General features: G+C 62.2%; 23 protein-coding genes and 2 pseudogenes. 20 read left to right on the top strand and 5 right to left on the bottom strand.

Features of this window, described 5'->3' with window-relative positions:
• Positions 1-84 precede the first annotated feature (84 nt).
• The 15 genes and pseudogenes from ACTRWB_RS04400 (at position 85) to arsH (ending at position 16,205) form a co-directional block, all read left to right on the top strand.
• Positions 85-1,257, top strand: a complete 1,173-nt coding sequence (locus tag ACTRWB_RS04400; RefSeq protein WP_240674477.1) for a porin — start codon at positions 85-87, stop codon at positions 1,255-1,257.
• Entirely contained in the window at positions 1,179-3,503 is a 2,325-nt protein-coding gene (locus tag ACTRWB_RS04395) for a beta-glucosidase (protein ID WP_446901068.1), read from the top strand. The genes ACTRWB_RS04400 and ACTRWB_RS04395 overlap by 79 nt, the downstream gene beginning before the upstream one ends.
• Positions 3,504-3,922: 419 nt before the next feature.
• Positions 3,923-4,942: an HTH-type transcriptional regulator GntR gene (locus ACTRWB_RS04390; RefSeq protein ID WP_193101730.1), complete on the top strand. Its 1,020-nt coding sequence runs from the start codon at positions 3,923-3,925 to the stop codon at positions 4,940-4,942.
• Between the two features lie 230 nt (positions 4,943-5,172).
• Entirely contained in the window at positions 5,173-5,295 is a 123-nt protein-coding gene (locus tag ACTRWB_RS04385; protein ID WP_264299680.1) for a hypothetical protein, read from the top strand.
• Between the two features lie 1,203 nt (positions 5,296-6,498).
• A complete protein-coding gene (locus tag ACTRWB_RS04380) occupies positions 6,499-7,845 on the top strand; it encodes an FAD-dependent oxidoreductase (protein ID WP_446901067.1) in 1,347 nt (448 codons plus the stop codon).
• Entirely contained in the window at positions 7,820-8,629 is an 810-nt protein-coding gene (locus ACTRWB_RS04375) for an enoyl-CoA hydratase/isomerase family protein (RefSeq protein ID WP_446901066.1), read from the top strand. Before ACTRWB_RS04380 ends, ACTRWB_RS04375 begins: the two co-directional genes overlap by 26 nt.
• Entirely contained in the window at positions 8,626-10,227 is a 1,602-nt protein-coding gene (locus ACTRWB_RS04370) for a CoA-transferase (RefSeq protein ID WP_446901065.1), read from the top strand. Before ACTRWB_RS04375 ends, ACTRWB_RS04370 begins: the two co-directional genes overlap by 4 nt.
• 163 nt (positions 10,228-10,390) lie before the next feature.
• Positions 10,391-11,671 (top strand): MFS transporter, encoded by a 1,281-nt coding sequence (locus ACTRWB_RS04365; RefSeq protein ID WP_193101725.1) that lies wholly within the window; start codon positions 10,391-10,393, stop codon positions 11,669-11,671.
• Positions 11,672-11,781: 110 nt separating this feature from the next.
• A pseudogene (locus ACTRWB_RS04360) lies at positions 11,782-11,969 on the top strand (IS3-like element ISBvi3 family transposase); the annotation flags it as partial.
• Positions 11,970-12,224: 255 nt separating this feature from the next.
• Positions 12,225-12,920 carry a GntR family transcriptional regulator gene (locus ACTRWB_RS04355; RefSeq protein WP_129516288.1) on the top strand — a complete coding sequence of 232 codons (696 nt, stop codon included), beginning with the start codon at positions 12,225-12,227 and terminating at the stop codon, positions 12,918-12,920.
• 99 nt (positions 12,921-13,019) lie between these two features.
• Positions 13,020-13,310, top strand: a pseudogene (locus tag ACTRWB_RS04350) (hypothetical protein); the annotation flags it as partial.
• Positions 13,311-13,429: 119 nt separating this feature from the next.
• Positions 13,430-13,765 carry an ArsR/SmtB family transcription factor gene (locus ACTRWB_RS04345; RefSeq protein ID WP_446901064.1) on the top strand — a complete coding sequence of 112 codons (336 nt, stop codon included), beginning with the start codon at positions 13,430-13,432 and terminating at the stop codon, positions 13,763-13,765.
• 22 nt (positions 13,766-13,787) lie between these two features.
• A complete protein-coding gene (locus tag ACTRWB_RS04340) occupies positions 13,788-14,282 on the top strand; it encodes an arsenate reductase ArsC (RefSeq protein ID WP_446901063.1) in 495 nt (164 codons plus the stop codon).
• Positions 14,283-14,346: 64 nt separating this feature from the next.
• Positions 14,347-15,417 (top strand): ACR3 family arsenite efflux transporter, encoded by a 1,071-nt coding sequence (gene arsB / locus ACTRWB_RS04335; protein WP_446901062.1) that lies wholly within the window; start codon positions 14,347-14,349, stop codon positions 15,415-15,417.
• A 65-nt stretch (positions 15,418-15,482) separates the two neighbouring features.
• The gene (gene arsH, locus ACTRWB_RS04330; RefSeq protein WP_446901061.1) at positions 15,483-16,205 is read left to right on the top strand and encodes an arsenical resistance protein ArsH; all 723 of its coding nucleotides are present in this window, start codon (positions 15,483-15,485) and stop codon (positions 16,203-16,205) included.
• 55 nt (positions 16,206-16,260) lie between these two features.
• Here the strand turns inward: arsH and gltS are convergent, their stop codons facing one another.
• Complete coding sequence (gene gltS, locus ACTRWB_RS04325; RefSeq protein WP_446901060.1) at positions 16,261-17,472, bottom strand: sodium/glutamate symporter; 1,212 nt, start codon at positions 17,470-17,472, stop codon at positions 16,261-16,263.
• Between the two features lie 92 nt (positions 17,473-17,564).
• Here gltS and ACTRWB_RS04320 point away from each other — a divergent pair, with 92 nt between their 5' ends.
• The 3 genes from ACTRWB_RS04320 to ACTRWB_RS04310 all read left to right on the top strand — a co-directional run bounded on the left by ACTRWB_RS04320 (position 17,565) and on the right by ACTRWB_RS04310 (position 20,475).
• Complete coding sequence (locus ACTRWB_RS04320) at positions 17,565-17,846, top strand: hypothetical protein (protein ID WP_446901059.1); 282 nt, start codon at positions 17,565-17,567, stop codon at positions 17,844-17,846.
• A gap of 92 nt (positions 17,847-17,938) precedes the next feature.
• Complete coding sequence (gene aqpZ, locus ACTRWB_RS04315) at positions 17,939-18,673, top strand: aquaporin Z (RefSeq protein ID WP_446901058.1); 735 nt, start codon at positions 17,939-17,941, stop codon at positions 18,671-18,673.
• Positions 18,674-19,218: 545 nt separating this feature from the next.
• Positions 19,219-20,475, top strand: a complete 1,257-nt coding sequence (locus ACTRWB_RS04310) for a putative Na+/H+ antiporter (RefSeq protein WP_446901057.1) — start codon at positions 19,219-19,221, stop codon at positions 20,473-20,475.
• Between the two features lie 81 nt (positions 20,476-20,556).
• On the opposite strand, the gene ACTRWB_RS04305 is transcribed toward ACTRWB_RS04310, so the two are convergent.
• On the bottom strand, positions 20,557-21,366 hold the full coding sequence (locus tag ACTRWB_RS04305) for a TlpA family protein disulfide reductase (RefSeq protein WP_446901056.1): 810 nt from the start codon (positions 21,364-21,366) through the stop codon (positions 20,557-20,559).
• Between the two features lie 467 nt (positions 21,367-21,833).
• Positions 21,834-22,163, bottom strand: a complete 330-nt coding sequence (locus tag ACTRWB_RS04300) for a hypothetical protein (RefSeq protein WP_446901055.1) — start codon at positions 22,161-22,163, stop codon at positions 21,834-21,836.
• Between ACTRWB_RS04300 and ACTRWB_RS04295 the strand changes: the two genes are divergently transcribed.
• Entirely contained in the window at positions 22,147-22,365 is a 219-nt protein-coding gene (locus tag ACTRWB_RS04295) for a hypothetical protein (protein ID WP_419688094.1), read from the top strand. The genes ACTRWB_RS04300 and ACTRWB_RS04295 overlap by 17 nt on opposite strands.
• Positions 22,366-22,510: 145 nt before the next feature.
• On the opposite strand, the gene ACTRWB_RS04290 is transcribed toward ACTRWB_RS04295, so the two are convergent.
• Positions 22,511-23,446: a hypothetical protein gene (locus ACTRWB_RS04290; RefSeq protein WP_446901409.1), complete on the bottom strand. Its 936-nt coding sequence runs from the start codon at positions 23,444-23,446 to the stop codon at positions 22,511-22,513.
• A 243-nt stretch (positions 23,447-23,689) separates the two neighbouring features.
• Here ACTRWB_RS04290 and ACTRWB_RS04285 point away from each other — a divergent pair, with 243 nt between their 5' ends.
• Positions 23,690-24,415 carry a methyltransferase domain-containing protein gene (locus tag ACTRWB_RS04285; RefSeq protein WP_446901054.1) on the top strand — a complete coding sequence of 242 codons (726 nt, stop codon included), beginning with the start codon at positions 23,690-23,692 and terminating at the stop codon, positions 24,413-24,415.
• 258 nt (positions 24,416-24,673) lie between these two features.
• Here the strand turns inward: ACTRWB_RS04285 and ACTRWB_RS04280 are convergent, their stop codons facing one another.
• Positions 24,674-25,150: an N-acetyltransferase family protein gene (locus ACTRWB_RS04280; RefSeq protein WP_446901053.1), complete on the bottom strand. Its 477-nt coding sequence runs from the start codon at positions 25,148-25,150 to the stop codon at positions 24,674-24,676.
• Between the last annotated feature and the right edge of the window lie 52 nt (positions 25,151-25,202).

The following is a 25,202-nucleotide window of genomic DNA, read 5'->3' as shown; positions in this document are numbered from 1 at the left end:
CCTTCTCTTGAGGGGCGTGAACGCAGTTCCAGTCCATCGGTAGCAGTGAATCAAATCGGAGGAAATCCAATGAGAGGAGATAAAATGAAAGCTAAATCATTCGGTATGCGAAATAATTTCAATGGTCGCATGAAAACATCGGATGCCGCCGGCAAGCTTTCGCCCTTGCAATGGGCTGGCCGCGCAGCTGGGGCGTCGCTCTTCGTGCTGGCAAGTGCCGGAGTCAACGTCGCGCAGGCTCAGAGCAGCGTCACGATTTATGGGATCGTCGATAGCGGTTTTACCTACACGAGCAATCAGGGCGGAAAAAGTCTCGTGCAGGCCACTGCGGGAAATCAGCAGGGGTCGCGTTTGGGATTCAAGGGAACCGAAGACCTCGGTGGCGGCCTGAGCGCCATTTTCCGCCTGGAGAATGGCTTCGACACGGATAGCGGAGCCTTGAAGCAGGGTGGCAGACTGTTTGGGCGCGGTGCATGGGTCGGTCTCAACAGCGACAGATGGGGCAGTGTCACGGCGGGGCGTCAATTCAATCCGGTTCAAGACTATTTGTCCAACGACGGGGTCGGTGCGTACACCCAGTACGGAAACATCCTCTACGACAACGACGACCTGAACAACACGTTCCGATCCGACAATTCGATCAAATACACTTCACCGCGCATCAATGGGTTGCAAGCCGAAGCCCTGTACGCCTTTTCGAACAGCCCCGGCGCGGCGGACAACCGCAGCTGGAGCGTCGGTGCGCAATATCTGAATGGTCCGTTGCGCATTGACGCAGCCTATGCACTGCTCAACAAGCCCGCGCTGAACACGACTGGGGCGATCCCGTCCGACAATTACTTCCCGACTTCGGTTGTTTCGAACGTGCAGCGCCAGCAGATCTGGGGCGTCGGCGGTGCCTACACGGTCGGTGCCTTGAGCGTCGCATTGTTGCACACGCAATCGAATTTCTCGCTCGTTGGCAACAGTCTGGACTTCTCGAACTACGAGGCGAGCGCGCAATACTGGGCGACGCCGGTCTGGCAGCTTGGCGTGGGTTACGACTTCACGACCGTGCACCAGTCGGTCGGCGGCAATGCGAAATATCATCAGATTGGCGGTAATGTGAGCTACTACCTCTCCAAGCGCACGGATCTGTATCTGAACGTTATCTACATGCACGGTAGCGGCGGGGCGGCATGGATCAATGGTTTGTCGAATCCTTCTTCGACGGGCGTTCAGACCACCGCGATCGCGGGCATCTTGCACAAGTTCTAATGCACCCGTCGTCGATATTCAAGGAGACATCCAGCGTGAAAAATGAACGAACCGTACCAAAAGGAAATCCATTCAAGCCTAGGGCGATTGCCGTTCTCGCTTTCGCTTTTTGTGCATCCGTGGCTCATGCTTCGTCGTCTGCGAGCGTCGATACCGGCGCAACTCCCGATCAGCGGGCCGATGCGTTGATCGCGAAGATGTCGCGGGACGATATGATTCAACTGGTGCACGGGCTCTATGGGCGCTTCGCAAAGAGCCCGCTACTGCCGTCCGGCATCATCGCAGGGATCCCGCACCTCGGGATTCCGGATCAGGTCGAGTCCGATGCAGGCCTCGGCATCCGGTCGTTGCTCGACAAGACTACCGGGCTACCGGTCCGTGGTGTCGACACGGGCGCGGCGACGCCGATGCCTTCGGGGCTGACGACGGCGGCGACGTGGAATCCGCAACGTGCGTTCGATGGCGGGGCGATGATTGGCGAGGAAGCGCACCGGGTGGGTTCGAACGTATTGCTTGGCGGCGGGACGAATCTCGCGCGCGATCCGCGCAATGGCCGCAATTTCGAATATGCAGGCGAAGACCCGCTGCTGGCCGGTACGATATCCGGTGCGGCGATTGCCGGCACCCAGAGTCGGCACGTGATCGCGACGGTCAAACATTTCGCGCTGAACGACCAGGAAGCCAATCGGTTCAAGGTAAGCTCGAACATCGACTGGGCGGCCGCGCGCGAATCGGATCTGCTCGCGTTCCAGCTTGCCGTTGAAAAGGGCGACCCGGGTTCCGTGATGTGCTCGTATAACAAGATCAATACCGTCTGGGCGTGTTCAAGCGACATGTTGCTGAACGGGATCCTGAAAGGCGACTGGCACTTCAAGGGTTACGTGATGTCGGACTGGGGAGCAGTGCACGACGTCAAGGATGCGGTGAGCGGGCTCGATCAGGAATCGGGTGAATCGTTCGACAAGGACAACGGTGGTCCGTTTTTTGGTGAAACGCTGAAGCAGGCGCTGAGCGCAGGCATCGTGCCGGAAAGCCGACTGAAGGACATGGTCCATCGAATCTTGCGCACGATGTTCGCAAAGGGGGTGATGGAAAATCCGCCGGTTCTGCGCCCGCTCGACGTGGCGGCCGATGCAGCGATCGCACAGGCTGATGCGGAGGAGGGTATCGTTCTGCTGAAAAATACCGCAAAGCAGCTGCCGCTAGCCGGCAGTCAGTCGATCGCGGTAATCGGTTCACATGCAGATGCCGGCGTGCTTTCGGGGGGCGGGTCCTCGCAGGTGTGGCCGGTCGGAGGCCCGGCCGCGGCACTGGGCGGCTTCAGCTTTCCGAATCCAGTGATCTATGATCCTTCGTCACCGCTCAAGGCGATCCACGCAAAAGTGCAGGGCGAGGGCCGCGTGACCTACGACGACGGCGCTGATCCCGCAAAGGCGGCGGAACTCGCGAAGCATGCCGACGTCGCGATCGTATTTGCACACCAGTGGAGTGCCGAATCCATCGATAACGCAAGTGATCTTCTTCTGCCCGACGCCCAGAATGAATTGATCGAGCAGGTGGCGGCCGCAAATCACCACACGATTGTTGTGCTGGAGACCGGCAACCCGGTTCTTATGCCATGGCTGTCGAAGGTAAGTGCCGTGCTCGAGGCGTGGTATCCCGGCGCGAGAGGTGGCGAAGCGATTGCGAACGTATTGTATGGAGACGTCAACCCGTCCGGCCGCTTGCCGATAACCTTCCCTGCCAGCGTTGCGCAATTGCCTCGACCGAAAATCGCACCGGATGCTGCGGTCGATTACAACATCGAAGGCGCTTCGATTGGCTACAAGTGGTATGAGAAGACTCGTCAGGTACCGCTCTTCCCGTTTGGTTTTGGTTTGTCTTATACGACATTCGCGTATTCGAACGCGAACGTGCGAGAAAACACCACCGGACTGACCGTAACCTTCGATCTGGCAAACACGGGTAGCCGTAACGGAAAGGAAGTGGCCCAGGTTTATATCGGACTGCCTTCCGCCGCGAACGAACCCAGGCGACTCGGCGGATTCAAGAAGGTCGATCTGAAGGCCGGGGAAACGACGAAGATTTCAATCGATGTCGATCCGCGTTTGCTTGCGAAGTTCGACAATCAGAGCCATATGTGGCGTATCCCGGAGGGCACGTACTCGATTTACGTAGGTACGTCCGCCGGCGACTCGAAGTTGATCCGCTCCATCAAGTTGAACGCTCGTAGCCTTGCTTCTTGAACATGGGTATCTGAGTCGCATGCTTCCTCGCACTTGAGATTCGGGAAACATCCGGATCATCTGGCCGCCCTGGTGCAGGGCGGCCAGCTTTTTCTGAACATGTATCAGAAGCTCTACAGCGAGTTCGGCTGCCGCCGCGGCAACTGTGGCGATAGCGAGCCGATCGATCAATTTGGGGTTGACTCAAGAGTGAACTGATCTATCATCGTTACCGCGCTACAACACATGCGAGGCCAAGCGCGCCATCGACGAGTAAATCGAAACGTTCGATAACCAGCGGCAAACTGATGTACCTGTCGCGGCTGCCTCTCGGCAGCGCCTCGATCCTGGCCTAACGCGCTTGCATCCACTGAATCCGACCGACTTCAGCGAATCAAGATCAGTGACGCACGGACGGAATACGAGATATTTCTGAAAATATGACCGACCGGAAAACACGAGGCACCGGCCGTCCGACGCTGGAGGAGGTGGCGCGCCGAGCCGGTGTAAGCACGATCACTGCGTCCCGCGCACTTCGCGACGTCAAGACCGTCGGGTTGGACCTGGCGCAGCGCGTCCGTGACGCAGCGAAGGAACTCGGCTATGCGACCAATACTGCCGCCCGGGCACTCGCTTCCGCGCGTAGCGAGGCCGTCGCGGTGCTTGTTCCATCCTTGTCCAATCTTGTGTTCGTCGACGTACTGGAGTCGATCCATACGATACTCAGGCCCGAAGGCTTCGAGATCCTGATCGGCAACACGCACTATGCGTGCGATGCCGAGGAAGATTTGATCAGGCGCTACCTCGCCTCTGCCCCGAGCGGAATGATCTTGACCGGTTCGGAGCGCACGGAAGTCGCTAGACGCCTGATCGACACGAGCGGCGTGCCGTATGTTCACATGATGGAAATCTCGCACGGTCCCGGCGTACATTGCGTCGGTTTTGCACAGACGGGTGCTGGCCAGATTGCGGCAGAGCATCTGATTGGACGTGGCCGTCGTCGAAACGCGTTCGTGGCTGCTCAGCTCGATCCACGGATCATGCAGCGAGGCGAAGGTTTTCGTCGCGCGCTGCAAAAAGCTGGCATGTATGACGCCAAGCTGGAATTCCTGTCGCCGACTCCCTCGTCGATCGGCCTTGGCTGCGAGATGTTTGCGCAGATCATGGAGCGACACCCTGATGTCGACGGCATCTTTTTCGGCAACGACGATTTGGCGCATGGCGCGCTTCTCGAAGCATTGCGTCGCGGCGTGCCGGTGCCACAGAAAGTCGCGATGGTCGGTTTCAACGATCTGCCGGGATCCGCGTATACGGTCCCGCGCCTCACCACGATTCGCACACCTCGCGCCGAAATAGGCCGTCGTGCTGCACTCATGCTACTTGCGATGATTCGGGGAGAACGGGTGGTTGAGCCGATAGTCGATACTGGTTTTGAACTGATTGTCCGAGAAAGCTCCTGAGCCGTGCCATGGGGATGCTTCTTGTCACGACTGTCAGGGATATCGCGCGTACGATCGGGAAGAGCGCCCACCGATAAGCAGCATGCGCACACGTCGAGACTGCCGTACCAGTGTGCATTGACAACATTTGTCACGCGGATGTTTTGCGTCAACGACCGTTGGCGACGAATCGTTGATTGATCAGACGCACGTTCGTGTCTAATCGATCAACCCCGCGGGAGAGTTTTGCCATGAAACTGCTGAAAATGACCGTCATTGCTGCTGTGGCCTTCGCATTTGCCGGCGCTGCGAGTGCGGCAAATTTGCATCATCACCATCGTCATCACCACCATCACGCGGCGGACCGCCACTAAGCATATACACCGCGCTCGAGGGGCGCGGCTAGTGTTTCGACCTACGGATTGTTGTGTACATGCGAGCAGCCAGTGCGTCATCGTACGCTGAGGCACGCGTCGCTCGGCACGATGTCGATTCAGGTGCCGCCGGAGGAAGCGCGGATGCGTCGTGAGGCAGCGAAATATCACGCGCGGCTGAGTCGCGACGCCTGAGACCGCGGGCGAGGACCTCATGTCAGCCGAAGTGCGATGGCATCACATATGTTCACAATGCCCCGCTCGCCCGGCTATAACATTGCTTTGCAGTCCGGGCTATCGTTTGCCACGCAAGCGATAGGGACTCCCTCGGGTCTCACCGGATTGTGTGGTCTTGAAGCCTGTTGCCGCGCCCGACGCCTCCTCGGGCGCGGTTTTTTTTGGTTCTTCGCGGATTTTCGTGCGCGAAATGCGTGCCCGTCCCCGTCCATATCCCCGCCCCCTGCCCGCTTCGGCGCGATATGGAACGTGACGTGAACTGGGACCGTACCCGCTGGATTCGAATCGGCGGGACGAGTTTTCGATCACGCTTTTCGGTTAGTCCCGCCCTGATGCGGTGGGCGGTGCGCTGGCCGGCATCGGCAGCCGCAGAAAGGTATCGGCTCCGCAGTACTGCCGACCGAGCTCCGCCGTTGCGTAGATCGACGTGGTGTCGATCTGGTCGATCTCTCCCCACTGCTGATCGCCAACGCCTTGCGCCGCATCGACATCGCTTTGGCCTGCGGGCACCGGAGAGATAACGGCGAAAGTCGGCCAACGTCGCTCGCGCCTGACCTGTCGCAATGGCGCTCGCGAGCTACAGGCTTTTTGACTCGTCCTCGATCGCCTCGGCCGACACATGACCCGACGCGGTGCGCGCTACCGGGTCGCTGCGGCAAGGCGGTCCTCGCAGCCACCTGACCAGATGCGTACTGATGCGCTGCGTCACCGGGTTTGACGTCGCGAGCCATGACGAACGCGGAACGCTCCCGAGCAGGGAAAGATCGTCGCCTTTTGCGCGAGTAGCTCGAGCTAGGGAAAACGTTAGCTACGCAGCTCATTTCGCCAGCAAATCCCTGTCCCATCTACGAATCAAGTCATCTACCGCACCCCAGGCGCCCCTCGCTTTTTACTTTCGCTGTTGACAGGCCAATTTCGCCTCGGTACAAATGTCGTCAGCTGATATATCAGATGACGACACGAAGGATGTGGAAGATGAAAAAAGCTGGAGTCGATGTCCGGTCCGTTGCCGATCTTCAATGCGACGTCCTTGTAACAGGCGGAGGTGCCGCTGGAGTCGCGACCGCCATCACCGCGAGTCGGCAAGGGCTCAAGGTGATCCTCCTGGAGCGCTATGGCTTTTGCGGTGGTGGGGCGGTTGCAGGGCTGTCGGGTACGGTGTGTGGCTTGTACCTTGCGACTGACCGCACCGGGGCGAAACCGGAAGCGATCGTCACCGGCTTCGCGCAGGAGTTTTGCGACGCACTGGAGCAGCGCGGCGGTCTTGCCGCACCAGTACGCTATGGGAAAACCTGGACGCGCGTTCACGATCCGCTGGTGTGGCGTGATACGGCCGACAGCCTGCTGGAAGAAGCGGGCGTCAAGGTGATTTATCACACGGTTGCGACCGGCGTGCTGTTGGACGGCAACGAGCGCGTTGAGGGCGTGACGGCATGGACCAAGCAGGGGCCGTTGACAATTCGCTCGCGTGTCACCGTCGACGCCAGCGGCGACGCCGATCTCGTCGCGATGGCCGGCTTCGACAGTTTCATGGGTGACGGCACGCGTGTGCAGAACCCGACGATGATCTTCAGGCTGCAGGGTGTCGACGTCGAACGGTTTACCGACGCTTACGGCGATGACACGATCATGGGCGAGGCCATTTCCGCGCTGTTGCGCGAACGGCAACTCGCCGGCGATAACCTGCCGCGCTCGAAAATATGGCTCTTCCCGACCACGCGTCCCGGCGAACTGCTATGCAACTGCACGCGAATTACGGGCTCCGACGGCCGAGAGCTCAACCCGCTTCTCTACGATGATTTCACGGAAGGCGAGCTGAACGGTAGAAAGCAGGTTCATTCTTATGCGCGATTCCTTAAGGACTACGTAGTTGGATGCGAAAGCGCTTACGTCAACGATACGGGTGTTCAGGTGGGTGTGCGCCAGACTCGCCAGGTCGAAGGCGTGACAAAGCTGATGAACGCCGATGTGGTCGGCGCGAGGAAGTTTTCCGACGGTATTGCACGTTCGCCTTGGCCGATTGAATTGCACTCGGGCTCGAAGCCGAAGGTGGAGTGGGTGCTCGACGACTATTACGAAGTGCCCTATGGCTGCTTCGTGCCGTCGCGCGGCGAGGGGCTGCTGGTAGCGGGACGGTGTCTTTCCGCGGAGCACGAGGCGGTAGCGTCTGCCCGTGTCACGGCGCAGTGCTTTTCATACGGCCATGCGATTGGCCATGCCGCTGCCTTGGCCGTGCGTCAGGGCGTTGAGCCGCGCAAGGTCGATTCGCAGGCGATACGTATTGCGCTTGGGCGAGACGGTGCTCATCTGTAACGGTGAGATTGGTATTGAGAAGGTCTACTTGGAGGGTGTGCAAGTGATTAGCGTGAACATGGGTGATATCTGTCACTTGACGTTGAACCGGCCCGAACGACGCAATGCGCTCGACGGCGAATCGATAGCGGATCTGGCGCGGGCATTGCGGCAAGCCGACCGCGACCCGGAGGTGCGTGCGATCGTGATCTCTGGGGCTCCACCTGCATTCTGTTCGGGTAGCGACCTGAAGGAGCTCGCGACGATGTCGATTCAGGAGATGTGCGATTCCGAGTCGGACACGGCGCGCGTCGCTCGCTCCATCGCGAGTCTGTCGAAGCCGGTCATTGCCGCGGTGGAAGGCTTCGCGCTGGGCGGCGGCTTCGTCCTGGCGATCTCGTGCGACATCGTTGTGAGCGCATCGAATGTGCGCTGGCATCTTCCCGAGGTGCCAAATGGCTGGCTGCCGCCGTGGGGGCTGCAGGCACTGCTCACGCGAGTGGGTCCGGTGCGTGCTCGGTTGCTGACGTGGGCCGCGGACGTGATGGATGGCGTCGAAGCGCACCGTCTTGGCATTGCGGACTATTTGAGCGAACCGGGTGCTGCCGACCAGCAAGCGCTCGCACTCGCTAAACGGCTTGCCGCGCTGCCGCCCGCCGCGGTCACTTCCACGAAGCGCTTCTTCGAGCCTTTCGTTTCGCTTGACGGCGAACGGCTCGACAATCTGGCTTCCCGGCATTTCGCGAGCAATTGCGAAGGGGGAGCAGCCAAGGCAATTTTTTCGAAGTTCAAGGTGAAGTCATGACGAAAATCATGTCCGCGGCACAGGCTGTCGCTTCGATTCAGGATGGGCAAACGGTCGCATCCGTAGGCGTTATCGGCTGGACCGTACCCGATGCCACACTCGCGGCGATCGGCAAGCGTTTCAGCGAAACGGGTGCGCCGCGCAATCTCACGTTCTACTTCCCATGCGGGACGGGTGACGCGGTCGGCATTCGCGGGATGGATCATGTTGCGCAGGAGGGGCTGATGAAGCGCATCGTCTCCGGCTCCTACATCAACCCGGTCAATCCGCACACCGGAGAACGTCCCGCGCTGATGCGGCTCATCCAGGAGAACCGGATTGAAGCATACTCGTGGCCGATTGGTGCGTCGATGCACTGGTTGCGCGAGGTCGCGCGCAGGAGCCCGGGCTATATGACGCGCGTCGGCGTCGGCACGTATGCAGACCCGCAGCACGGTGGTGGCAAGTTCACGAGCCGCTGCGACGATGATCTCATTCAGAAAATCCGTCTGAACGGCGAAGACTTGCTGTTTTATCCAAGCTGGCCGATCGATGTCGCCATTATCCGCGCCAGCAGTGCTGACGAGTTCGGCAACCTTTCATTCGAAGACGAGCCGCTGGTTTCCGCAAGCCTCGCGCTCGCGCTGGCGGCGAAGGCCAGCGGCGGGCGTGTGATCGCGCAGGTTCGCCGTATCGTACCCGGCGGTGAGCGCGCGGCGACGTCGGTGCGCCTGCCGGGCATGTTTGTCGACTCGCTCGTGGTCGATCCGCACATGATGATGAGCACCGATACACCATACGACGAGGCTTATCTGCGGCCGTCCGCCGTGGATGCGCGTTTACCCGCAATTCCGTTTGGTCCCGACAAGGTGATCGCGCGTCGTGCGGCGCTTGAAGTAAGAAAGCATGAGTTGTCGATTTTTGGCTTCGGTGCGGCGGCTGACGTGCCGCTCGTCATGGCGGAGCAGGGTCTCATTGATCTGGAGAATCGCCCGAACGACTACTGGTTCACGACGGAACACGGTTCCTATGGCGGTATCGTGATGAACGGCTGGCAGTTTTCGGCGAATCTGCGGCCGCAGGCCCTGCTCGACGGCGTCACACAGTTCGACGTGATCGACGGAGGGTTGTGCCGATTCGCAGCGCTTGCTTTCGCCGAGTACGATTCACATGGTACGGTCAACGTCAGCAAGTTCGGCAAGGTCAACCCTGGAGCGGGTGGTTTCATTGACATAGCGATGAATGCGCAGCGGCTTGTGTTTACGGGGTCGTTCACGACTGGCGGGCTTGATATCGCCTACGACGCGGGCCGCATGCGGATCGTGAAAGAGGGCAAGGTCAGCAAGTTCGTCGATACGGTGCAGAGCCGAACCTATCCGGTCGCGGATGGCGTGGCGGCCGGGCAGAGCGCACTGATCGTGACCGAACGCGCAGTGTTCGAACAGACCCCAAGTGGTCTCGTACTGACCGAGGTTGCGCCAGGCGTGGACGTGCGCCGGGACGTGCTCGATCTGATGGCATTTCGGCCCGCTCATATTCTCGACCCGTTGCCGCTTATGCCTGAATCGCTGTTCACCGACAGCGTCGGCCACCAGGCCGATGCTGTAGTTGATAGCTAATACGAACAGCGATGACGCGGCCACTCTGGTTACCTCTGGCAGTTGCCATCGACCAGACGCCGTGTCGGTTCCGACAATGCAGTTACATAGCACTGCGTATTGATGCGGTGCCGATTACAGCCAAACCATCCCGATCATCAATTGAGATCTGGAGGAGACGATCATGAAGTACCGCTGGTTCATCGTTTTCATGTTGTTTCTCGCGTGCGCAATCAGCTATCTCGACCGAGCCGCACTCTCGGTTGCCGCGCCGCTCATCGCCAAGGATCTCCAGCTCGATGCCGCACATCTCGGCATCGTCTTCAGCGCGTTCTTTGTCGGCTACGCGATATTCTGCTTTGTCGGCGGCTATGCGGCGGACCGCTTCGGCGCGAAGCGGGTGCTGATCGTCGCGATCGGCCTCTGGTCGATTTTCTGTGGACTGACCGCAGCGGCATCGACGCTAGTGGCCCTGCTCGTGATTCGTGTGATATTCGGCGCGGGGGAAGGACCGCTGGCGACGTGCACGAACAAAATCATCAGCAACTGGTTCGAGCGCAAGGAGCAGACCACCGCCGTCGGTTTCGCGAATTCGGGCCTGCAACTGGGCGCAGCGCTCGCCGGGCCCATTGTCGGGCTGATGGCGCTGCATTGGGGCTGGCGCATTCCGTTTATCGTGATCGGTATTGTGGGTATTCTGTGGGTGCTGATGTGGTCGATCTTTTCGACAGATCGGCCCGAGCATAACCGTTGGGTGCGCGGTGCAATCTCACCGTTGGCACGGGCTGCAGCCGATCGTCCGGAATCCGGATCGATTCCGAATATGTCGCTGGTCCACTATCTGAAGAGCCCGACGATCTGGGCCACGTCTCTCGCCTACTTCGGTTACGCGTACATCCTGTACTTTTTCCTGTCCTGGTTCCCGAGCTATCTGATGATGGAGCGGCATTTGAGTCTGTCGTCGATGAGTATTGTCAACGTCATTCCGTGGTTGCTCGGCTTCGCGGGGATCGCACTCGGCGGGCTCACGTCCGATCTGATTTTCCGCTGGACTGGCAATGCGTTGAAATCTCGCAAGATCGTGATCGTCGGCGGCCTGCTGGTTGCGGCAGTCTGCGTTGCACTCGCCGGCACGGCAACCACCGTTGTCTCGGCCGTTGCACTGATGGGCACGACGGTGTTCTTCATGAACCTTACCCTCAGCGTGTACTGGGCGATCATTCTTGATACGGTCGAACCCGCACGGATGGGCGGCGTCGGTGGTTTCATGCATCTGCTCGCAAACACGGCGGGGATTCTCGCACCGATCCTCACGGGCCTCCTCGTGCAATGGACGCATGTATTCAAGAGCGCGTTTCTGTTGAGCGGGGGCGTGGCACTGGCAGGAGCAGTCGCAGTGGCGGTATTTGTGAGTGCACCGCGTGTGGATGTTGAAATGCCGACAAATGGCGCAGAAGTTCGGTAATGGTAGCTTTGGTGATGCCGGTCGACTTGTCGATAATAACGTTCAGTGCGGGCTGCGGTATTCATCAATAAAACTGAGGAGCGTCGCCCGCGCTTCTCTGCGTCGTCAGTCAGGGGCGGCGTCCGGTCTACAAGCGTCCCAATAGCGTGACAACGGAATCGGCTCACCCCTTGCGGGTGGCGCCGAATCCATTGGATCGGCGTTTCGACGGCTGGAGGCCCAATGAACCCAGGTGAGCGACCTCATCTTCATGAGGACCTGTGAGGGCTGGTTGTATATTGCCGCTGTACTCCAATTGCGGCAGCCAACGCGCATTCAGCCGGTCGTCGCAACATGCGGCTAGAAGCTCGATTTAGACATCGCATACAATGTTCCGCTGCAGTTTTCCACCCAAGAGCCTTGCGAGATCGATGTTCAGTGCGGCCGCGACTGCATGCAGTGCCTCGTTTCCGTAGCGAGACTAGCAGGCTCCCGAACGCGTTCGCAGGCGAAAGTACGCCAATGCGACCCTCATCGGGGCATAATCCTCGAGGTCATTGTTCCGCTCTCCTCCATGAAGAAAACAGGCCCCGCCAAAAACGTCTCCCGACACAAACCATCGAGCCCGCCCGATCAACTGCTGGCCGACGTGGCGTTTGCGCAGATCGAGGAAATGATCATTACGCGCAAGCTACCGCCCGGTTCGATGATCTCTGAAAGCCAGCTTGCCGTCGAAATGGAAATGGGACGCACGCCGGTACGCGAAGCGCTTCAGCGGCTACGGCAGATCGGCTTCGTGGAAACATTGCCACGCCGCGGCACGCTCGTTGCAGGCGTCGATATTCGCCAGCAACTGGAACTGCTCGAGGTCAGGCGCCCGCTTGAGGAATTGGTGGCACAAGTAGCCGGGGTACGCGCGACCCCCGAAGAGCGAACGCATTTGCTCAAACTCGCGAAAGAGATGATGACGGCAGCCGAACGCGGAGACACGAAATCCTGGATCAGGATCGGTGGAGAGATACATCACGCCGAAGTTTACGCCACGCACAACAGCATGCTGATCACAAGCATGCTGCCGATTCATGCGCAGTCACGGCGCTTCTGGTATCACCATATCGTGCAGAACCGTGCATACGTCGAAGGCGCGCAGTTGCATTCCAACGTGCTAAAGGCGATTGCCGCGGGTGACGGCAAACGGGCAACTGCCGCAGTTCAAGGATTGATGCAGTTCATCGAGCGATTTACCCGCTCCGCACTCGACACATTCTGATCGACCGCAGAAGACTTGCGGGCTGCCTTCCACGGGGCTGAGGGCGCGCGCTTATGCGTCGCCTTTTGTGTGTGATCCATAGGCATCGTTTCAACTGAAATGTGTCGATGGATCGGGAGATCCTCACACGAATACGACGGGTACGCGTACCACGAGACCGACAACGCCGACCCCGTGTGTGCGAGGTGCGACATATCCCGACCAACACTTCGCAAATCGCTGCGTTGCTGTCAGGAGACCGGTGAAGCAGGTCTCCAGTCCCAAAGCCGACATCCACTCCACAGCTCGAACCGGAAGGTCTTCGAGGCTGACCGGGCAACGATCCTTCGATTGCGTATCGCACACACAGGCGTGCGGCGAATCCCGCATGAACTGCGACGGCACGAGCAATGAGAACTGCCCCTCGCGACCATTCACAAGATCTTGAGCGAGGCGTGTGTAATGACCGTCCTGACGTTCCCGCGCCAAGGAGGCTTCTCATTCTTCCATATTTCGACTATTATCGAAATATGGAAACGAACGAAACCATCGCCGCGCTTGCGGCACTCGCGCACGAATCCCGGCTCGCCGTCTTCCGCGCGCTGGTGCAGGCGGGGCCGCAGGGTCTGCCGGCCGGGCAGATCGCCACGCTGCTCGATGTGCCCCCTTCATCGCTGTCCTTTCATCTGAAGGAACTGGCCCATGCACAGCTCGTCACGAGCCGGCAGGAAGGCCGCTTCGTCATCTATTGCGCGAACTTCGCGACGATGAACGGGCTGCTGGCCTATCTCACGGAGAACTGCTGCGGCGGTAATCCTTGTTCGCCGGCAGCCGCGTGTTTGCCGTCCGGTACATGTCAATCCTGAAGCGCATCCGCGTCACTCGCCCATGACCACGAACGTCCTGATCCTCTGCACCCACAATTCCGCGCGCAGCGTGCTGGCCGAAGGCATGCTCAATCATTGGGCCGCGAAGTTCGGCAAGGATGTGCGCGCGTACAGCGCCGGCAGTGCGCCGAGCGGCCGGTTGAATCCGTTTGCGCTGGAAGCGCTGACGGGCGCCGGTGTCGACGTCGGCGGATATCGCAGCAAGAGCTGGGACGCGTTCGTCGGCGACGGTGCGCCGGAAATGCGCGTCGTCATCACCGTGTGCGACACCGCGGCCGCCGAGACGTGTCCGTACTGGCCCGGCAGCCCCGTCAAAGTGCATTGGGGCTACGCAGATCCGTCGAATGCGTTGGGTGGCGACGACGGCAAGCGCGTCGCGTTCGAACTCACACGCGAGGCCATCGGCTATCGGATGCTGCAGTTGCTGGCGCTGCCGCTCGATCGGATGAGCAACGCCGAACTCCAGACGGCCTTGACCGACATTTCACGAAACTGAGCAGTCGCACGGCGGCGAGCCCGAGTGAGGGTGCCGCCTGCGTCTGCAAGACCGGCCCCGTCCCATGAACACGTCCAACGTCATCCCGTCTCGCAAGGCTGTTGCCAGGCCGTCCATCAACTTCTTCGAACGCTATCTGACGGTCTGGGTCGCGCTGTGCATCGTCGCCGGCATCGGGCTCGGTCAGATGCTGCCCGGCCTGTTCCAGCAGATTGGCCGGATGGAATACGCGCAGGTCAATCTGCCGGTCGGCCTTCTCATCTGGGTGATGATCATCCCGATGCTCGTCAAGGTCGACTTCGGCGCGCTGCACGAAGTGCGTCAGCACGTGAAGGGCATCGGCGTCACGCTCGTCGTGAACTGGCTCGTCAAGCCGTTCTCGATGGCGTTCCTCGGCTGGTTGTTCATCCGCCATCTGTTCGCACCGATGCTGCCGGCGGAACAACTCGACAGCTACATTGCCGGCCTGATCCTGCTGGCCGCCGCGCCGTGCACGGCGATGGTGTTCGTATGGAGCCGGCTGACGGGCGGCGATCCGCTGTTCACGCTGTCGCAGGTCGCGCTGAACGACAGCATCATGGTGATTGCGTTCGCGCCGCTGGTCGGCCTGTTGCTGGGGATGTCCGCGATTTCCGTGCCGTGGGCGACGCTGCTCACATCGGTGGTGCTCTATATCGTCATCCCGGTGATTCTCGCGCAGCTCTGGCGCAAGCGGCTGCTCGCGAACGGACAGGCGGCGTTCGATGCCGCGATGGCGAAGATCGGCCCGTGGTCGATCGCGGCATTGCTGGCCACGCTCGTGTTGCTGTTCGCGTTCCAGGGAGCGGCGATCCTGAAGCAGCCACTGGTGATCGCGCTGCTCGCGGTGCCGATCCTGATCCAGGTGTTTTTCAACTCGGCGCTCGCGTACTGGCTCAATCGCGCCGTGGGCGAGAAGCACAACATCGCGTGCCCGTCGGCGCTGATCGGCGCGTCCAACTTCTTCGAGCTGGCCGTTGCGGCCGCAATCAGCCTGTTCGGTTTTCATTCGGGCGCGGCGCTGGCTACCGTCGTGGGCGTGCTGATCGAAGTGCCGGTCATGCTGCTGGTGGTGCGCATCGTCAACCGGTCGAAGGGCTGGTACGAACGCGCTTGAGCAAACAGAGGAATCCATCTGCATGAATTACGTCACGATTCACTGCGATTGCGCGGAGGGTAAGCATGTCTGACCATCTGGACGAACTGCCGCAACTCGACATCGATTCTTTCCGCGTGCCGGATGCGGGCCAGTTGCGGCCGGCGTCGCCGTCGATGCATCCGCCCCGGCTCCTGCTGCTGTACGGCTCGCTGCGCGAGCGTTCGTTCAGCCGGCTGCTGGTCGGGGAAGCCGCGCGCCTGCTCACGGCGATGGGCGCCGACGTGCGCGTGTTCAATCCGAGCGGCCTGCCGCTGCCGGACGATGCACCCGAGAGTCACCCGAAGGTCGTCGAGCTTCGCGATCTGGTGACGTGGTCGGAAGGCATGGTGTGGTGCTCGCCGGAACGGCATGGCGCGATGACCGGGATCATGAAAGCGCAGATCGACTGGATTCCGCTGTCGATGGGTGCCGTTCGGCCGACGCAGGGCAAGACGCTTGCCGTCATGCAGGTCAGCGGCGGCTCGCAATCGTTCAATGCGGTGAACCAGATGCGCGTGCTCGGGCGCTGGATGCGCATGCTGACCATCCCGAACCAGTCGTCGGTGGCGAAGGCGTTCGCGGAATTCGACGAGGCCGGGCGGATGAAGCCGTCGGCCTATTTCGATCGCGTGGTCGATGTACTGGAAGAACTGGTCAAGTTCACGTTGCTGACGCGGGACGTCGGGCCTTATCTGGTCGATCGGTATAGCGAGCGGAAGGAGAGCGCGGAGGAATTGTCGAAGCGGGTGAATCAGCGGAGTATCTGAACGACGCAGCGGAGGCTGGCGGCGCGCCGTGTGACCGCCCGCGCGCGATTGCCCGTCACTCGTAGATCGGCAGCGCCAGAAACAGCTTGATCACGAGTGCGTTCGCGATGTCGATGAAGAACGCGCTGACCATCGGCACGATCAGGAACGCCATATGCGACGGGCCGAAGCGTGCGGTAACGGCCTGCATGTTCGCGATCGCCGTCGGCGTCGCGCCGAGCCCGAAGCCGCAATGGCCGGCGGCGAGCACGGCCGCGTCGTAGTTGCGGCCCATCAGCCGGTACGTGACGAACACCGCGTAGCCGACCATCAGCGCCGTCTGCGCGACGAGCAGCACGAGGATCGGCAGCGCGAGCGATGCGAGATCCCACAGGCGCAGCGTCATCAGCGCCATCGCGAGGAACAGCGACAGGCTCACGTTGCCGAGCAGCGATACCGCATGCTCGGACGGTCGCCAGCCGAACAGCGACAGCCCGTTGCTGACCACCACACCGACGAACAGCACGCACACGAAGGTCGGCAACTCGAACGCGGTGCCGCGGATCAGCGATTCGATCGCCGTGCCGCCCGACAGCGCGATCGCGAACAGCGCGAGCGTGTTGATGAACGCCGACGGCGTCAGCGGTTGCTGTTCCTTCGGATGTTCGAAGCCGTTCGTGTCGCCGGCGATGCCCTGCGGCGCATGCGGTTCGGCGAGGCCGGGTGTCTTGATGTTGCGGGTCAGGAAGCGCGCGATCGGGCCGCCGAGCAACCCGCCGAGCACCAGCCCGAAGGTTGCGCACGCGATCGCGGCTTCGGTCGCCGATTCGAGCCCGTGACGCTCCGCGAACACCTTGCTCCATGCGGCGCCCGTGCCGTGTCCGCCCGACAGCGTGATCGACCCGGCCAGCAGGCCGAGCAGCGGATCGAGGCCGATCGCTTTCGCGAGACCGATGCCGATCGCATCCTGCAGGATCAGCAGGCCGAGCACGACGAGCAGGAAACGCACGAGCATCGGGCCGCCGGCCTTCAGGCTCGACAGCTTCGCGTTCAGGCCGATCGATGCGAAGAACGCGAGCATCAGCGGCGCCTGCATCGACGTGTCGAAGCGGATCTCGGTGCCTGCGAAACCGCGCAGCGCGGTGAGCGCCAGCGCGACGACGAGGCCGCCCGCGACAGGCTCGGGGATCGTGTACGCGCGCAGCACGCCGATGCGGGAAACCAGAAGCTGACCGAGCAGCAGAACGAGCGATGCCGCGACGAGTGTGCCGAAGGTGTCGATTTGCATGGAGCAGATCCTTTCGCTGGTGTGAACGCATTATCCTCGAACGCATGCGGATGGGAATAGCGCATTGAAGTTGTTCTGAAAAACGAATTCAAATGACGACAGGCAACCGGTGCGATTGTTTCCGCTTTGGATCACGGCGGGTGACTGTTGATCCGGATGCGTATGTGCTGCGTCGCGGCAGCTTTCAGGACGGCACGAAAGCCGCTTGCCTCGCACGCATGTTGCGTCGCAACGCAGGAATCGACGCACGCAAAACATGCTGGATTTCATCGGGCTTTCGGCCTGAATTTCCGCGAATGCGGGATGAATTCATCGATGAAATCCCCGATCGAACCGGCTGCGCCGACATTCCTGATCCGGTCTCAAAAAAATAGTTCGCTTTCAATAATCCCGCCTAATATGGGTAAAGGCCCGATTCCGGCGGCCGTGTCTGCGTCTTCTTCTCATTCGATCAGGAGTCCACGCAATGAATCTATCTCATCGACTGGCAGCGGAAATGTTCGGCACGTTCTGGCTGGTGCTCGGCGGGTGCGGCGGCGCCGTGCTGGCCGCCGCCTTTCCGGGTCTCGGCATCGGCTTTGTCGGTGTCGCGCTCGCGTTCGGCCTCACCGTGCTGACGATGGCATTCGCGATCGGGCACATTTCGGGCTGCCACCTGAATCCGGCGGTGAGCGTCGGCCTGACGGTTGCCGGCCGCTTCCCGGCACGCGATCTCGGGCCGTACATCGTCGCGCAGGTGATCGGTGGCGTAATCGGCGCGGGCGTGCTGTACCTGATCGCAGTCGGCAAGCCCGGCTTCGACGTCGTCGCCAGCGGCTTCGCGACGAACGGCTTCGGCGAACGCTCACCCGGCCACTACGCGCTCGGCTCTGCGTTCATCTGCGAAGTCGTGATGACGGCCTTCTTCCTGTTCGTGATCCTCGGCGCGACCGACAAGCGCGCGCCGGCCGGCTTCGCACCGATCGCGATCGGCCTGTGTCTGACGCTGATTCACCTGATCTCGATTCCGGTCACCAACACGTCGGTGAACCCGGCCCGCTCGACCGGCCCCGCGCTGTTCGTCGGCGGCGAAGCGATTGGCCAGCTGTGGCTGTTCTGGGTCGCGCCGATCATCGGCGCGGCGATTGCCGGGGTCATCTATCCGCTGGTGGCCGGGCGCGATTCGGCCGATCGGCTGACGCCGGCGCACGCGCAAGACTAGCGCGGGACGAAGCGGCGTCGGCGCCGAGTCGTTCGACGCCGCGCGATCAGCGTCAGCGTGATGCGCCGATACTGCGATTCGGGCAACTGACGACAGCGTATCGGCGGGTGCCGCGATGACCAATCGGACCAGTCTGATTATGGGTGTTCGCAAGCTCCAGCATTGATGGCCGGCGCTCGTTGACGCGTCGCTGCGCGGCGCAGTTCATGGGGGTGCGCCACGAAGTCGCATGCCCGCGCGCTTGGCTTGTCTCGATATTTTCATTAGGATGATCGCGCGCGTGACCCGGCGCAAGCGATCCGCTGTGTTGCACAGTCACCCGTCTGCTTCGTTTATAAGACTGGTCCGATTGGACGCGACCCGGCGATCGCGATACCCTTCGGTCGCCTGATCAGAACGGGCGGCCCGTCTTTCACCCGTCTGCCATTCGCGTTCGCGACAATGCGGTCTCGTTGCCGAGATCATCGTCGCGCAGCCCATCGTGTTTCACTCGGCGCCAGCCGCGAGCCATCGCGTGCCGGATCGTCACTGCACTGGATACCGACATGCCCCACACCGTCGAACTCGCCGGCGCGATCATCTTCGGTCTCGCGCTGCTGCACACCTTTCTCGCGAAGCGCTTCGAAGTGCTCGCGCATCGTCATCCGCGCCACGCGGGCCTGTTCCACTTTCTCGGCGAGGTCGAGGTCGTGTTCGGCTTCTGGACGCTCGTGCTGCTCGTCGCGATGACGGCGCTCGCGGGCCCGAAGGTCGCGCTCGACTACGCCGAATCGCGCGTGTTCACCGAACCGATGTTCGTGTTCACGATCATGGTGATCGCCGCGAGCAAGCCGATCCTTGACGCGGTCACGGGCATCGTGCTGCGTATCGCGCGCGTGCTGCCGGTCAACACCGAGGTGGCGGTCGTGTGGTTGTCGCTCGCGCTGATTCCGCTGCTCGGCTCGTTCATCACCGAGCCGGCCGCGATGACGCTCGCCGCGCTGATCCTGCGCGACCGGCTGTTCGGTGCGCCGATCAAGGAGCATTGGAAGTACCTCGCGCTCGGCGTGCTGTTCGTCAACGTGTCGGTCGGCGGCACGCTCACCGCGTATGCGGCGCCGCCCGTGCTGATGGTCGCGTCCGCGTGGGGCTGGGACAGCGCGTTCATGGCCGCGCAGTTCGGCTGGAAAGCGCTCGTCGCGGTGCTGATCAATGCGACCGTGCTGACCGCGCTGATGCGCGGCGAGCTTGCCGCCGCGCCCGCGCCGGCTGCGCAACCGGACGCCGTGCGTGTGCCGGTCGGCGTCACGTTGATTCATGTCGGCTTCCTGGTCGGCGTCGTGCTGACCGCGCATCATCCGGTGATCTTCGTCGGCTTGCTGCTGTTCTTCCTCGGCTTCACGCATGCATACGAGCGTTACCAGTCGCCGCTGATGCTGCGCGAGAGCCTGCTGGTCGCGTTCTTTCTTGGCGGCCTCGTCGTGCTCGGCGGGCTGCAGCAATGGTGGTTGCAGCCGATCGTCGAATCGATGGATGCGTATGCGCTGTATGCGGGCGCACTCGGCCTCACCGCGATCATGGACAACGCAGCGATCACCTATCTCGGCTCGCTGATCGCCGGCATTCCGGACGAAGCGAAGTACATGCTCGTCGCGGGGGCGGTCGCGGGTGGCGGTCTGACCGTGATCGCCAACGCGCCGAACCCGGCCGGGCTCGCGATCGTGCGCAAGGGCTTTCATGACGAATCGGTGAGTGTTGGCGGGCTGCTCGCCGCTGCGCTGGTGCCGACGCTCGTTGCGAGCGCGGCGTTGTTGTTCCTTTGAGTTTCCGCATCAAGCAGCGCCGCCGCCGACAGGCGAGCACCTGATCACGACCGGGCGATCAGCGCGTCGCACGCGATGCCCTCAGCGGCCGAACTGCGTATTGACCGCGTCCTTGAGCCGCGCTGCGGTGATCTCGCCCATGTGCGACTCGACCAGCTTGCCCTTTGCATCGAAGAACAGCGTCGTCGGCAGCCCGCGCGATCCGTAGGTCCGCATCGCGCCGAGCGGGCGGTCGAGCAGCACGTGGTCGAAGCGCAGTCCTTTGCTTTCGAGAAACGCGCGCACGGTCTGCGCGTCCTCGCCCTGGTTGATCATCAGGAAATTGATGTCCGGGTAATCGTGCTGCGCCTGCGCCAGGATCGGCATTTCGCGCTGGCACGGCGGACACCAGGTTGCCCACAGGTTCACGACGACCGGCTTGCCAACATAGCTGTCCGGTACGACGGGCGTCGCATCGAGCGTTTCCACGCGCAGCGCGGACAACGGCGCCGCCGCGCGGTCGAACGTCGCGAGCACGCCCTGCGCCGCACCCCATGCGAGCATGCCGGCAGCGATGCCGGCGAGCGCGGGCCGGGCCAGCCCCGGCAGGCGGCGCGAGCGCCAGCCGATATACGCGAGCGCGACCGGCAAGCCGATCCACCAGGTAAAGCCGCCGTCGCCGAGCGCGACGATGGATTTCGGCGCGGCGAAGTAGTCGGGCCACCAGCGTGCGATATAACCGACGCGCGCGGCGATCAGCCCGATCAGCAGCGCGTCGAGCAGCAGGCTGGCCGAGGTCCGGTGCTGGCCCTCGGGACGGTTGCGCTGCGCGAAGCGCGCGACGATCCACGCGATCAGCGCGGCGATGGCGACGGCTACGACCCTGACGGAAAAGGGGCCGATGCTCAGCATGAGAAAGCGTTCATTGTCATTAATCGGATGAGGAATGCGTTGATGATTGACGCCCGGGCGCGCGAAGCGTTCCCGACGCGACGGCATCATCGCGTTTCGATGCGCATGTGCCGCAACGCGGACAGACCGTCGTACCCGCGTTGCCGGATGCGGCGCGGCTGCGCACGTCCGAGTTCGAGCGCGGACGCGACGAGTTCGGCACTCATGATACCGGTCGGCAACACGATGATGCAGGAGCCGCATGCAACCGCACGTAATTCAGACCCGTCCAATTCCCAGATGCGACGTGCTCGTCAACAATAGGTCTACCGGACGGTGTGGTAGCCGGACGGCGTCTCCGTTTGCACGGAAGACCTCTCCTTTACGGCCGCTTCAACGCGGCCGTTTTTTTGCTCGTTCAACCCGGCGGCAACGCTGGTGACGAGCGACCGCCGATACAACAACGACACGGAGGAGTTCATGTCGAATCAGGACGCAGCGATCGACGCCGCCATGCGCGGCGAAACGGTCGCGTCGGCCGCGGGTTGATCGAAGCGTTGCTCGCGACCGTGTCGCTGAAGCTGTGGATGCACCCGATCGGCGGCGGCTTCGTCGGCGATCGCTTCGGCACGCTGAACGTGCTCGGTGCGGCGCTGTTCTGCGCGGCGCTCACATTCGTTGCGTTGATCGTGTTTCCGTCGTTCAACCCGCTTGCGCTGCTCGCGTGCGTGGTGATCGTGATCGGCTTGCCGACCTACGCGGTGCGCGGGCCTGTACTGGAGCGTGCTCGAACGCTGCGATGTGCCGGCGCGTATCACGGGGCTCGCGATCGGGATCATCTCGCTGCTGGGCTATTCGCGCGACGTGTTCCTGCCGCTGTTGAACGGCTGGCTGACGACCGCGTATCCCGGCATGTACGGTTATCAGCTTTATTTCGGCTATGTCGCGGGCGCCAGCGCGGTGGGCGGCGGCGCGTGCTTGTGGCTGAAGGGTATGCTCGAACGTGCAGCGGCCCGATGAAGGTTATTGCGCTCGCAACCTGCGTCGTAGCCGGTGGGTGAGCGCGGCGGTTGCCGCCCGATGGGCAGTGAATCCGAACGACGAGAAGCAGCGGTGCAGGCGCTGGAGATCGGCATCCGCTTCGCTGACTATGGGCGTGCGATCACTAGCCCTTGCCGGCCGCCGCACTGCCGAGCCGGTAGGCCGTGAAGAATTCGTACCACGGCGAGCCCTCCGCAACCGGCACATCGAGCGCCGATGTCCGTCGCTTCAACGCACCGAACACGTCGTTGATGCGAGCCGTCTGCCCAGCGTCGTTGAACGGATAAGGCCGGGATCTTCCCGCCGCGAACGCGCCATACGCGATGGCGAGCAGGCGTGCGCCGTCGTCGGTCGCGGCGATCGATTCGTTGATCGCTTCGGCGAAGCGCGGCCGGTCTTCGGTGCGCGACCCGGACAGGCACAGGAACACGATTGCCGACAGTTCATGCAGATCGTTCCCCTGCAGCAGGCCCGGCAATCGCGCGACGATTCGCTCCACCGGCTCGTCACGCAGCGCATCGCCGAAGTCGAGCACGGCGGTCATCGGATTCCTGTCTGCTTTCAGGCGATCGAGCGCGGGCAGTGTTGCGGACGCGCCGTCCGGCAACGACGGCGAAGCGGATCTCAACGCGTCGGCTACTTGCTGCTTCCATTCCGGAAAGATCATCCGCACGTTGCCGAACTGCTCACCGCCTTCCGCCGCCGGATTCCATCGATAGACGATCGTCCCGCCGCGAATGAACGGCGAATACAGATGCTCGGGCGTTTGCGGCAGCGGCCGCCGGTTGATCGGCAGCCATGCAAGCGTCAACCAGTCGTAGTGTCCCGTCGCGGGCACCGACGGGCTCGAACTCGCGACGACCTGCCACGTGCCGCGGTTCGCATAGCGCCGGCGCGCATCGGGCACCGGGACGGTCTTCCCTTTCGCGGTGTCGAAATACGACGTACCCGTCACGGCTGCGCCGCTGTCCTTGGCGGGCGTGATATCGGCGATGACCCACGACTGGCCGTCGGCCGAGCGATAGTCGGACGGCTTCAGCGTCGCGACGTCGTGCACCATGCGCGTTTCCGCCGCGACGGGGCTCGGGGGCAGATCGGGCGAAACGATGGGGACGGGCGGCATGACGGTTCCTCGGGATCGGGCGTGCGCTGTCGAACGAAGACGGCTCGCCGCGGCGCTTGTGCCAACTCGTATTACTGTATGCCGTCGCTTCGGGAAACGGAACCCGCTCACGCGTTCCGCCGCGTCGGCTTACCATGCGCAACCCGAGCCACGGATGACGAACCCCGATCAGGAGCGCCCATGACCGACACGAAACCGATCATCGCCCACTGGACGCAGGTGGCCGCCCAATGGATCGACTGGGCCGGCACGCCCGGCCACGATGCGTTCTGGAAATACCGCGTGGGCCTTGCGGCCTACATCGGCCGCGACACCGGCCGCGCGCTGGAGATCGGCTGCGGCGAAGGCCGCGTGAGCCGCGAACTGAAGACGCTCGGTTACGACGTGACCGCGAGCGACGCGGTGCCCGCGATGCTCGACGCCGCGCGCCACGCGGATTCCGCGCATCGCTACGAACTGGCCGACGCGGCGTCGCTGCCGTTCGACGCGGCCAGCTTCGATCTCGTGATGGCGTACAACGTGCTGATGGACCTCGACGATATGCAATGCGCGTTGAACGAGGCACGCCGCGTGCTGAAGCCGGGCGGGCTGCTGTTCATTTCGGTCGTGCACCCGTTCCGCGATCGCGGTGGCTTCGCGGGGCCGCAACCCGATGCGCCGTTCGTGCTGAAGGGCAGCTATTACGGGCGTGAGCACTTCGATGGCGTGGAGACGCGCGACGGGTTGTCGATGCACTTTGCGGGCTGGTCGCTGCCGCTGCAGGCGTACATGGAGGCGCTGGAAGCGGCCGGGTTCGCGATCGTGTCCCTGCGCGAACCGCCGCCGGACCATGCCGATACGGACCAGTTGAAGCAGTGGGCGCGCGTGCCGCTGTTTCTGTGGATCAAGGCGCGGCCGGTGGGTTAGCACTGGGGCTGCTCCAACTGGCGTGTTGTACACGGGGGCTGGAAGCCAATACACATTGACGCGTTGAAGTTGTAGCCTCAGGGATACAAAAACCGATGAAAAGGAAGATTTTGTATCCCTCGGGCTACCAGGGCCCGCCGACGCCAGTCATGTTGGCGCAAGACCGGTCGCCATTTCGATACCCATTTACACCCATTAATCCGCTTCGAGAGAATTTCGCGGATTGATCGCGGCCGCTCAGTCGACCACTCACCGCGCTCACCGCGTCAGCTCCTTCCTGTAAACCACGCCCCCCGTTTTTCCCGCGACGGTGTCGTACAGCCGCATCGCCGTGTGATTCGTCTCGTGCGTCTGCCAGTACACGCGTTCGGCGCGATGCCGGCGTGCGGCGTCGTACACGGCCTCGATCAGCGCGCGGCCGACGCCCTTGCCGCGCTCGCTGTCGAGCGTGAACAGATCCTGCAGATAGCAGGTCGGCCCGGCATGCGTCGTGCTGCGGTGATACAGGAAATGCACGAGCCCGACGAGCCTGCTTTCACGTTCTGCGACGAAAGCATGCACGGGTTCGTAGCCGTCGAAGAAGCGCGACCACGTGAGCTTTGTCACTTGCAGCGGCAGCGCGGTATCGTCGAAGCGGCCGTAGAAGCGGTTATAACCGTCCCACAGCGGCAGCCAGTTGTCGTAATCGTCTTCCCGGACCGCGCGTACGGTCAGGCCGGCGTCGGTAGCGTTCATGTGCGCGAACCTTTCGATGAGGGTTGGACGTGTTGCCGGCTCGGCCGGCAAC

It is taken from the genome of Burkholderia sp. YIM B11467, assembly GCF_052952715.1.
This window is presented reverse-complemented; position numbering and strand designations above follow the sequence as displayed.

What these genes read in the sequence shown, in the direction of transcription:
- ACTRWB_RS04340 (WP_446901063.1), top strand. Translation starts at nt 13,788, where the DNA reads ATGACCACGAACGTCCTGATCCTCTGCACCCACAATTCCGCGCGCAGC.
- ACTRWB_RS04280 (WP_446901053.1), bottom strand. Translation starts at nt 25,150, where the DNA reads ATGAACGCTACCGACGCCGGCCTGACCGTACGCGCGGTCCGGGAAGAC.
- ACTRWB_RS04400 (WP_240674477.1), top strand. Translation starts at nt 85, where the DNA reads ATGAAAGCTAAATCATTCGGTATGCGAAATAATTTCAATGGTCGCATG.
- gltS (WP_446901060.1), bottom strand. Translation starts at nt 17,472, where the DNA reads ATGCAAATCGACACCTTCGGCACACTCGTCGCGGCATCGCTCGTTCTG.
- ACTRWB_RS04305 (WP_446901056.1), bottom strand. Translation starts at nt 21,366, where the DNA reads ATGCTGAGCATCGGCCCCTTTTCCGTCAGGGTCGTAGCCGTCGCCATC.
- ACTRWB_RS04365 (WP_193101725.1), top strand. Translation starts at nt 10,391, where the DNA reads ATGAAGTACCGCTGGTTCATCGTTTTCATGTTGTTTCTCGCGTGCGCA.
- ACTRWB_RS04385 (WP_264299680.1), top strand. Translation starts at nt 5,173, where the DNA reads ATGAAACTGCTGAAAATGACCGTCATTGCTGCTGTGGCCTTCGCATTT.
- ACTRWB_RS04395 (WP_446901068.1), top strand. Translation starts at nt 1,179, where the DNA reads ATGGATCAATGGTTTGTCGAATCCTTCTTCGACGGGCGTTCAGACCAC.
- ACTRWB_RS04345 (WP_446901064.1), top strand. Translation starts at nt 13,430, where the DNA reads ATGGAAACGAACGAAACCATCGCCGCGCTTGCGGCACTCGCGCACGAA.
- ACTRWB_RS04370 (WP_446901065.1), top strand. Translation starts at nt 8,626, where the DNA reads ATGACGAAAATCATGTCCGCGGCACAGGCTGTCGCTTCGATTCAGGAT.
- ACTRWB_RS04290 (WP_446901409.1), bottom strand. Translation starts at nt 23,446, where the DNA reads ATGGTGCACGACGTCGCGACGCTGAAGCCGTCCGACTATCGCTCGGCC.
- ACTRWB_RS04320 (WP_446901059.1), top strand. Translation starts at nt 17,565, where the DNA reads ATGACGACAGGCAACCGGTGCGATTGTTTCCGCTTTGGATCACGGCGG.
- arsH (WP_446901061.1), top strand. Translation starts at nt 15,483, where the DNA reads ATGTCTGACCATCTGGACGAACTGCCGCAACTCGACATCGATTCTTTC.
- ACTRWB_RS04390 (WP_193101730.1), top strand. Translation starts at nt 3,923, where the DNA reads ATGACCGACCGGAAAACACGAGGCACCGGCCGTCCGACGCTGGAGGAG.
- ACTRWB_RS04310 (WP_446901057.1), top strand. Translation starts at nt 19,219, where the DNA reads ATGCCCCACACCGTCGAACTCGCCGGCGCGATCATCTTCGGTCTCGCG.
- ACTRWB_RS04380 (WP_446901067.1), top strand. Translation starts at nt 6,499, where the DNA reads ATGTGGAAGATGAAAAAAGCTGGAGTCGATGTCCGGTCCGTTGCCGAT.
- ACTRWB_RS04285 (WP_446901054.1), top strand. Translation starts at nt 23,690, where the DNA reads ATGACCGACACGAAACCGATCATCGCCCACTGGACGCAGGTGGCCGCC.
- ACTRWB_RS04355 (WP_129516288.1), top strand. Translation starts at nt 12,225, where the DNA reads ATGAAGAAAACAGGCCCCGCCAAAAACGTCTCCCGACACAAACCATCG.
- aqpZ (WP_446901058.1), top strand. Translation starts at nt 17,939, where the DNA reads ATGAATCTATCTCATCGACTGGCAGCGGAAATGTTCGGCACGTTCTGG.
- arsB (WP_446901062.1), top strand. Translation starts at nt 14,347, where the DNA reads ATGAACACGTCCAACGTCATCCCGTCTCGCAAGGCTGTTGCCAGGCCG.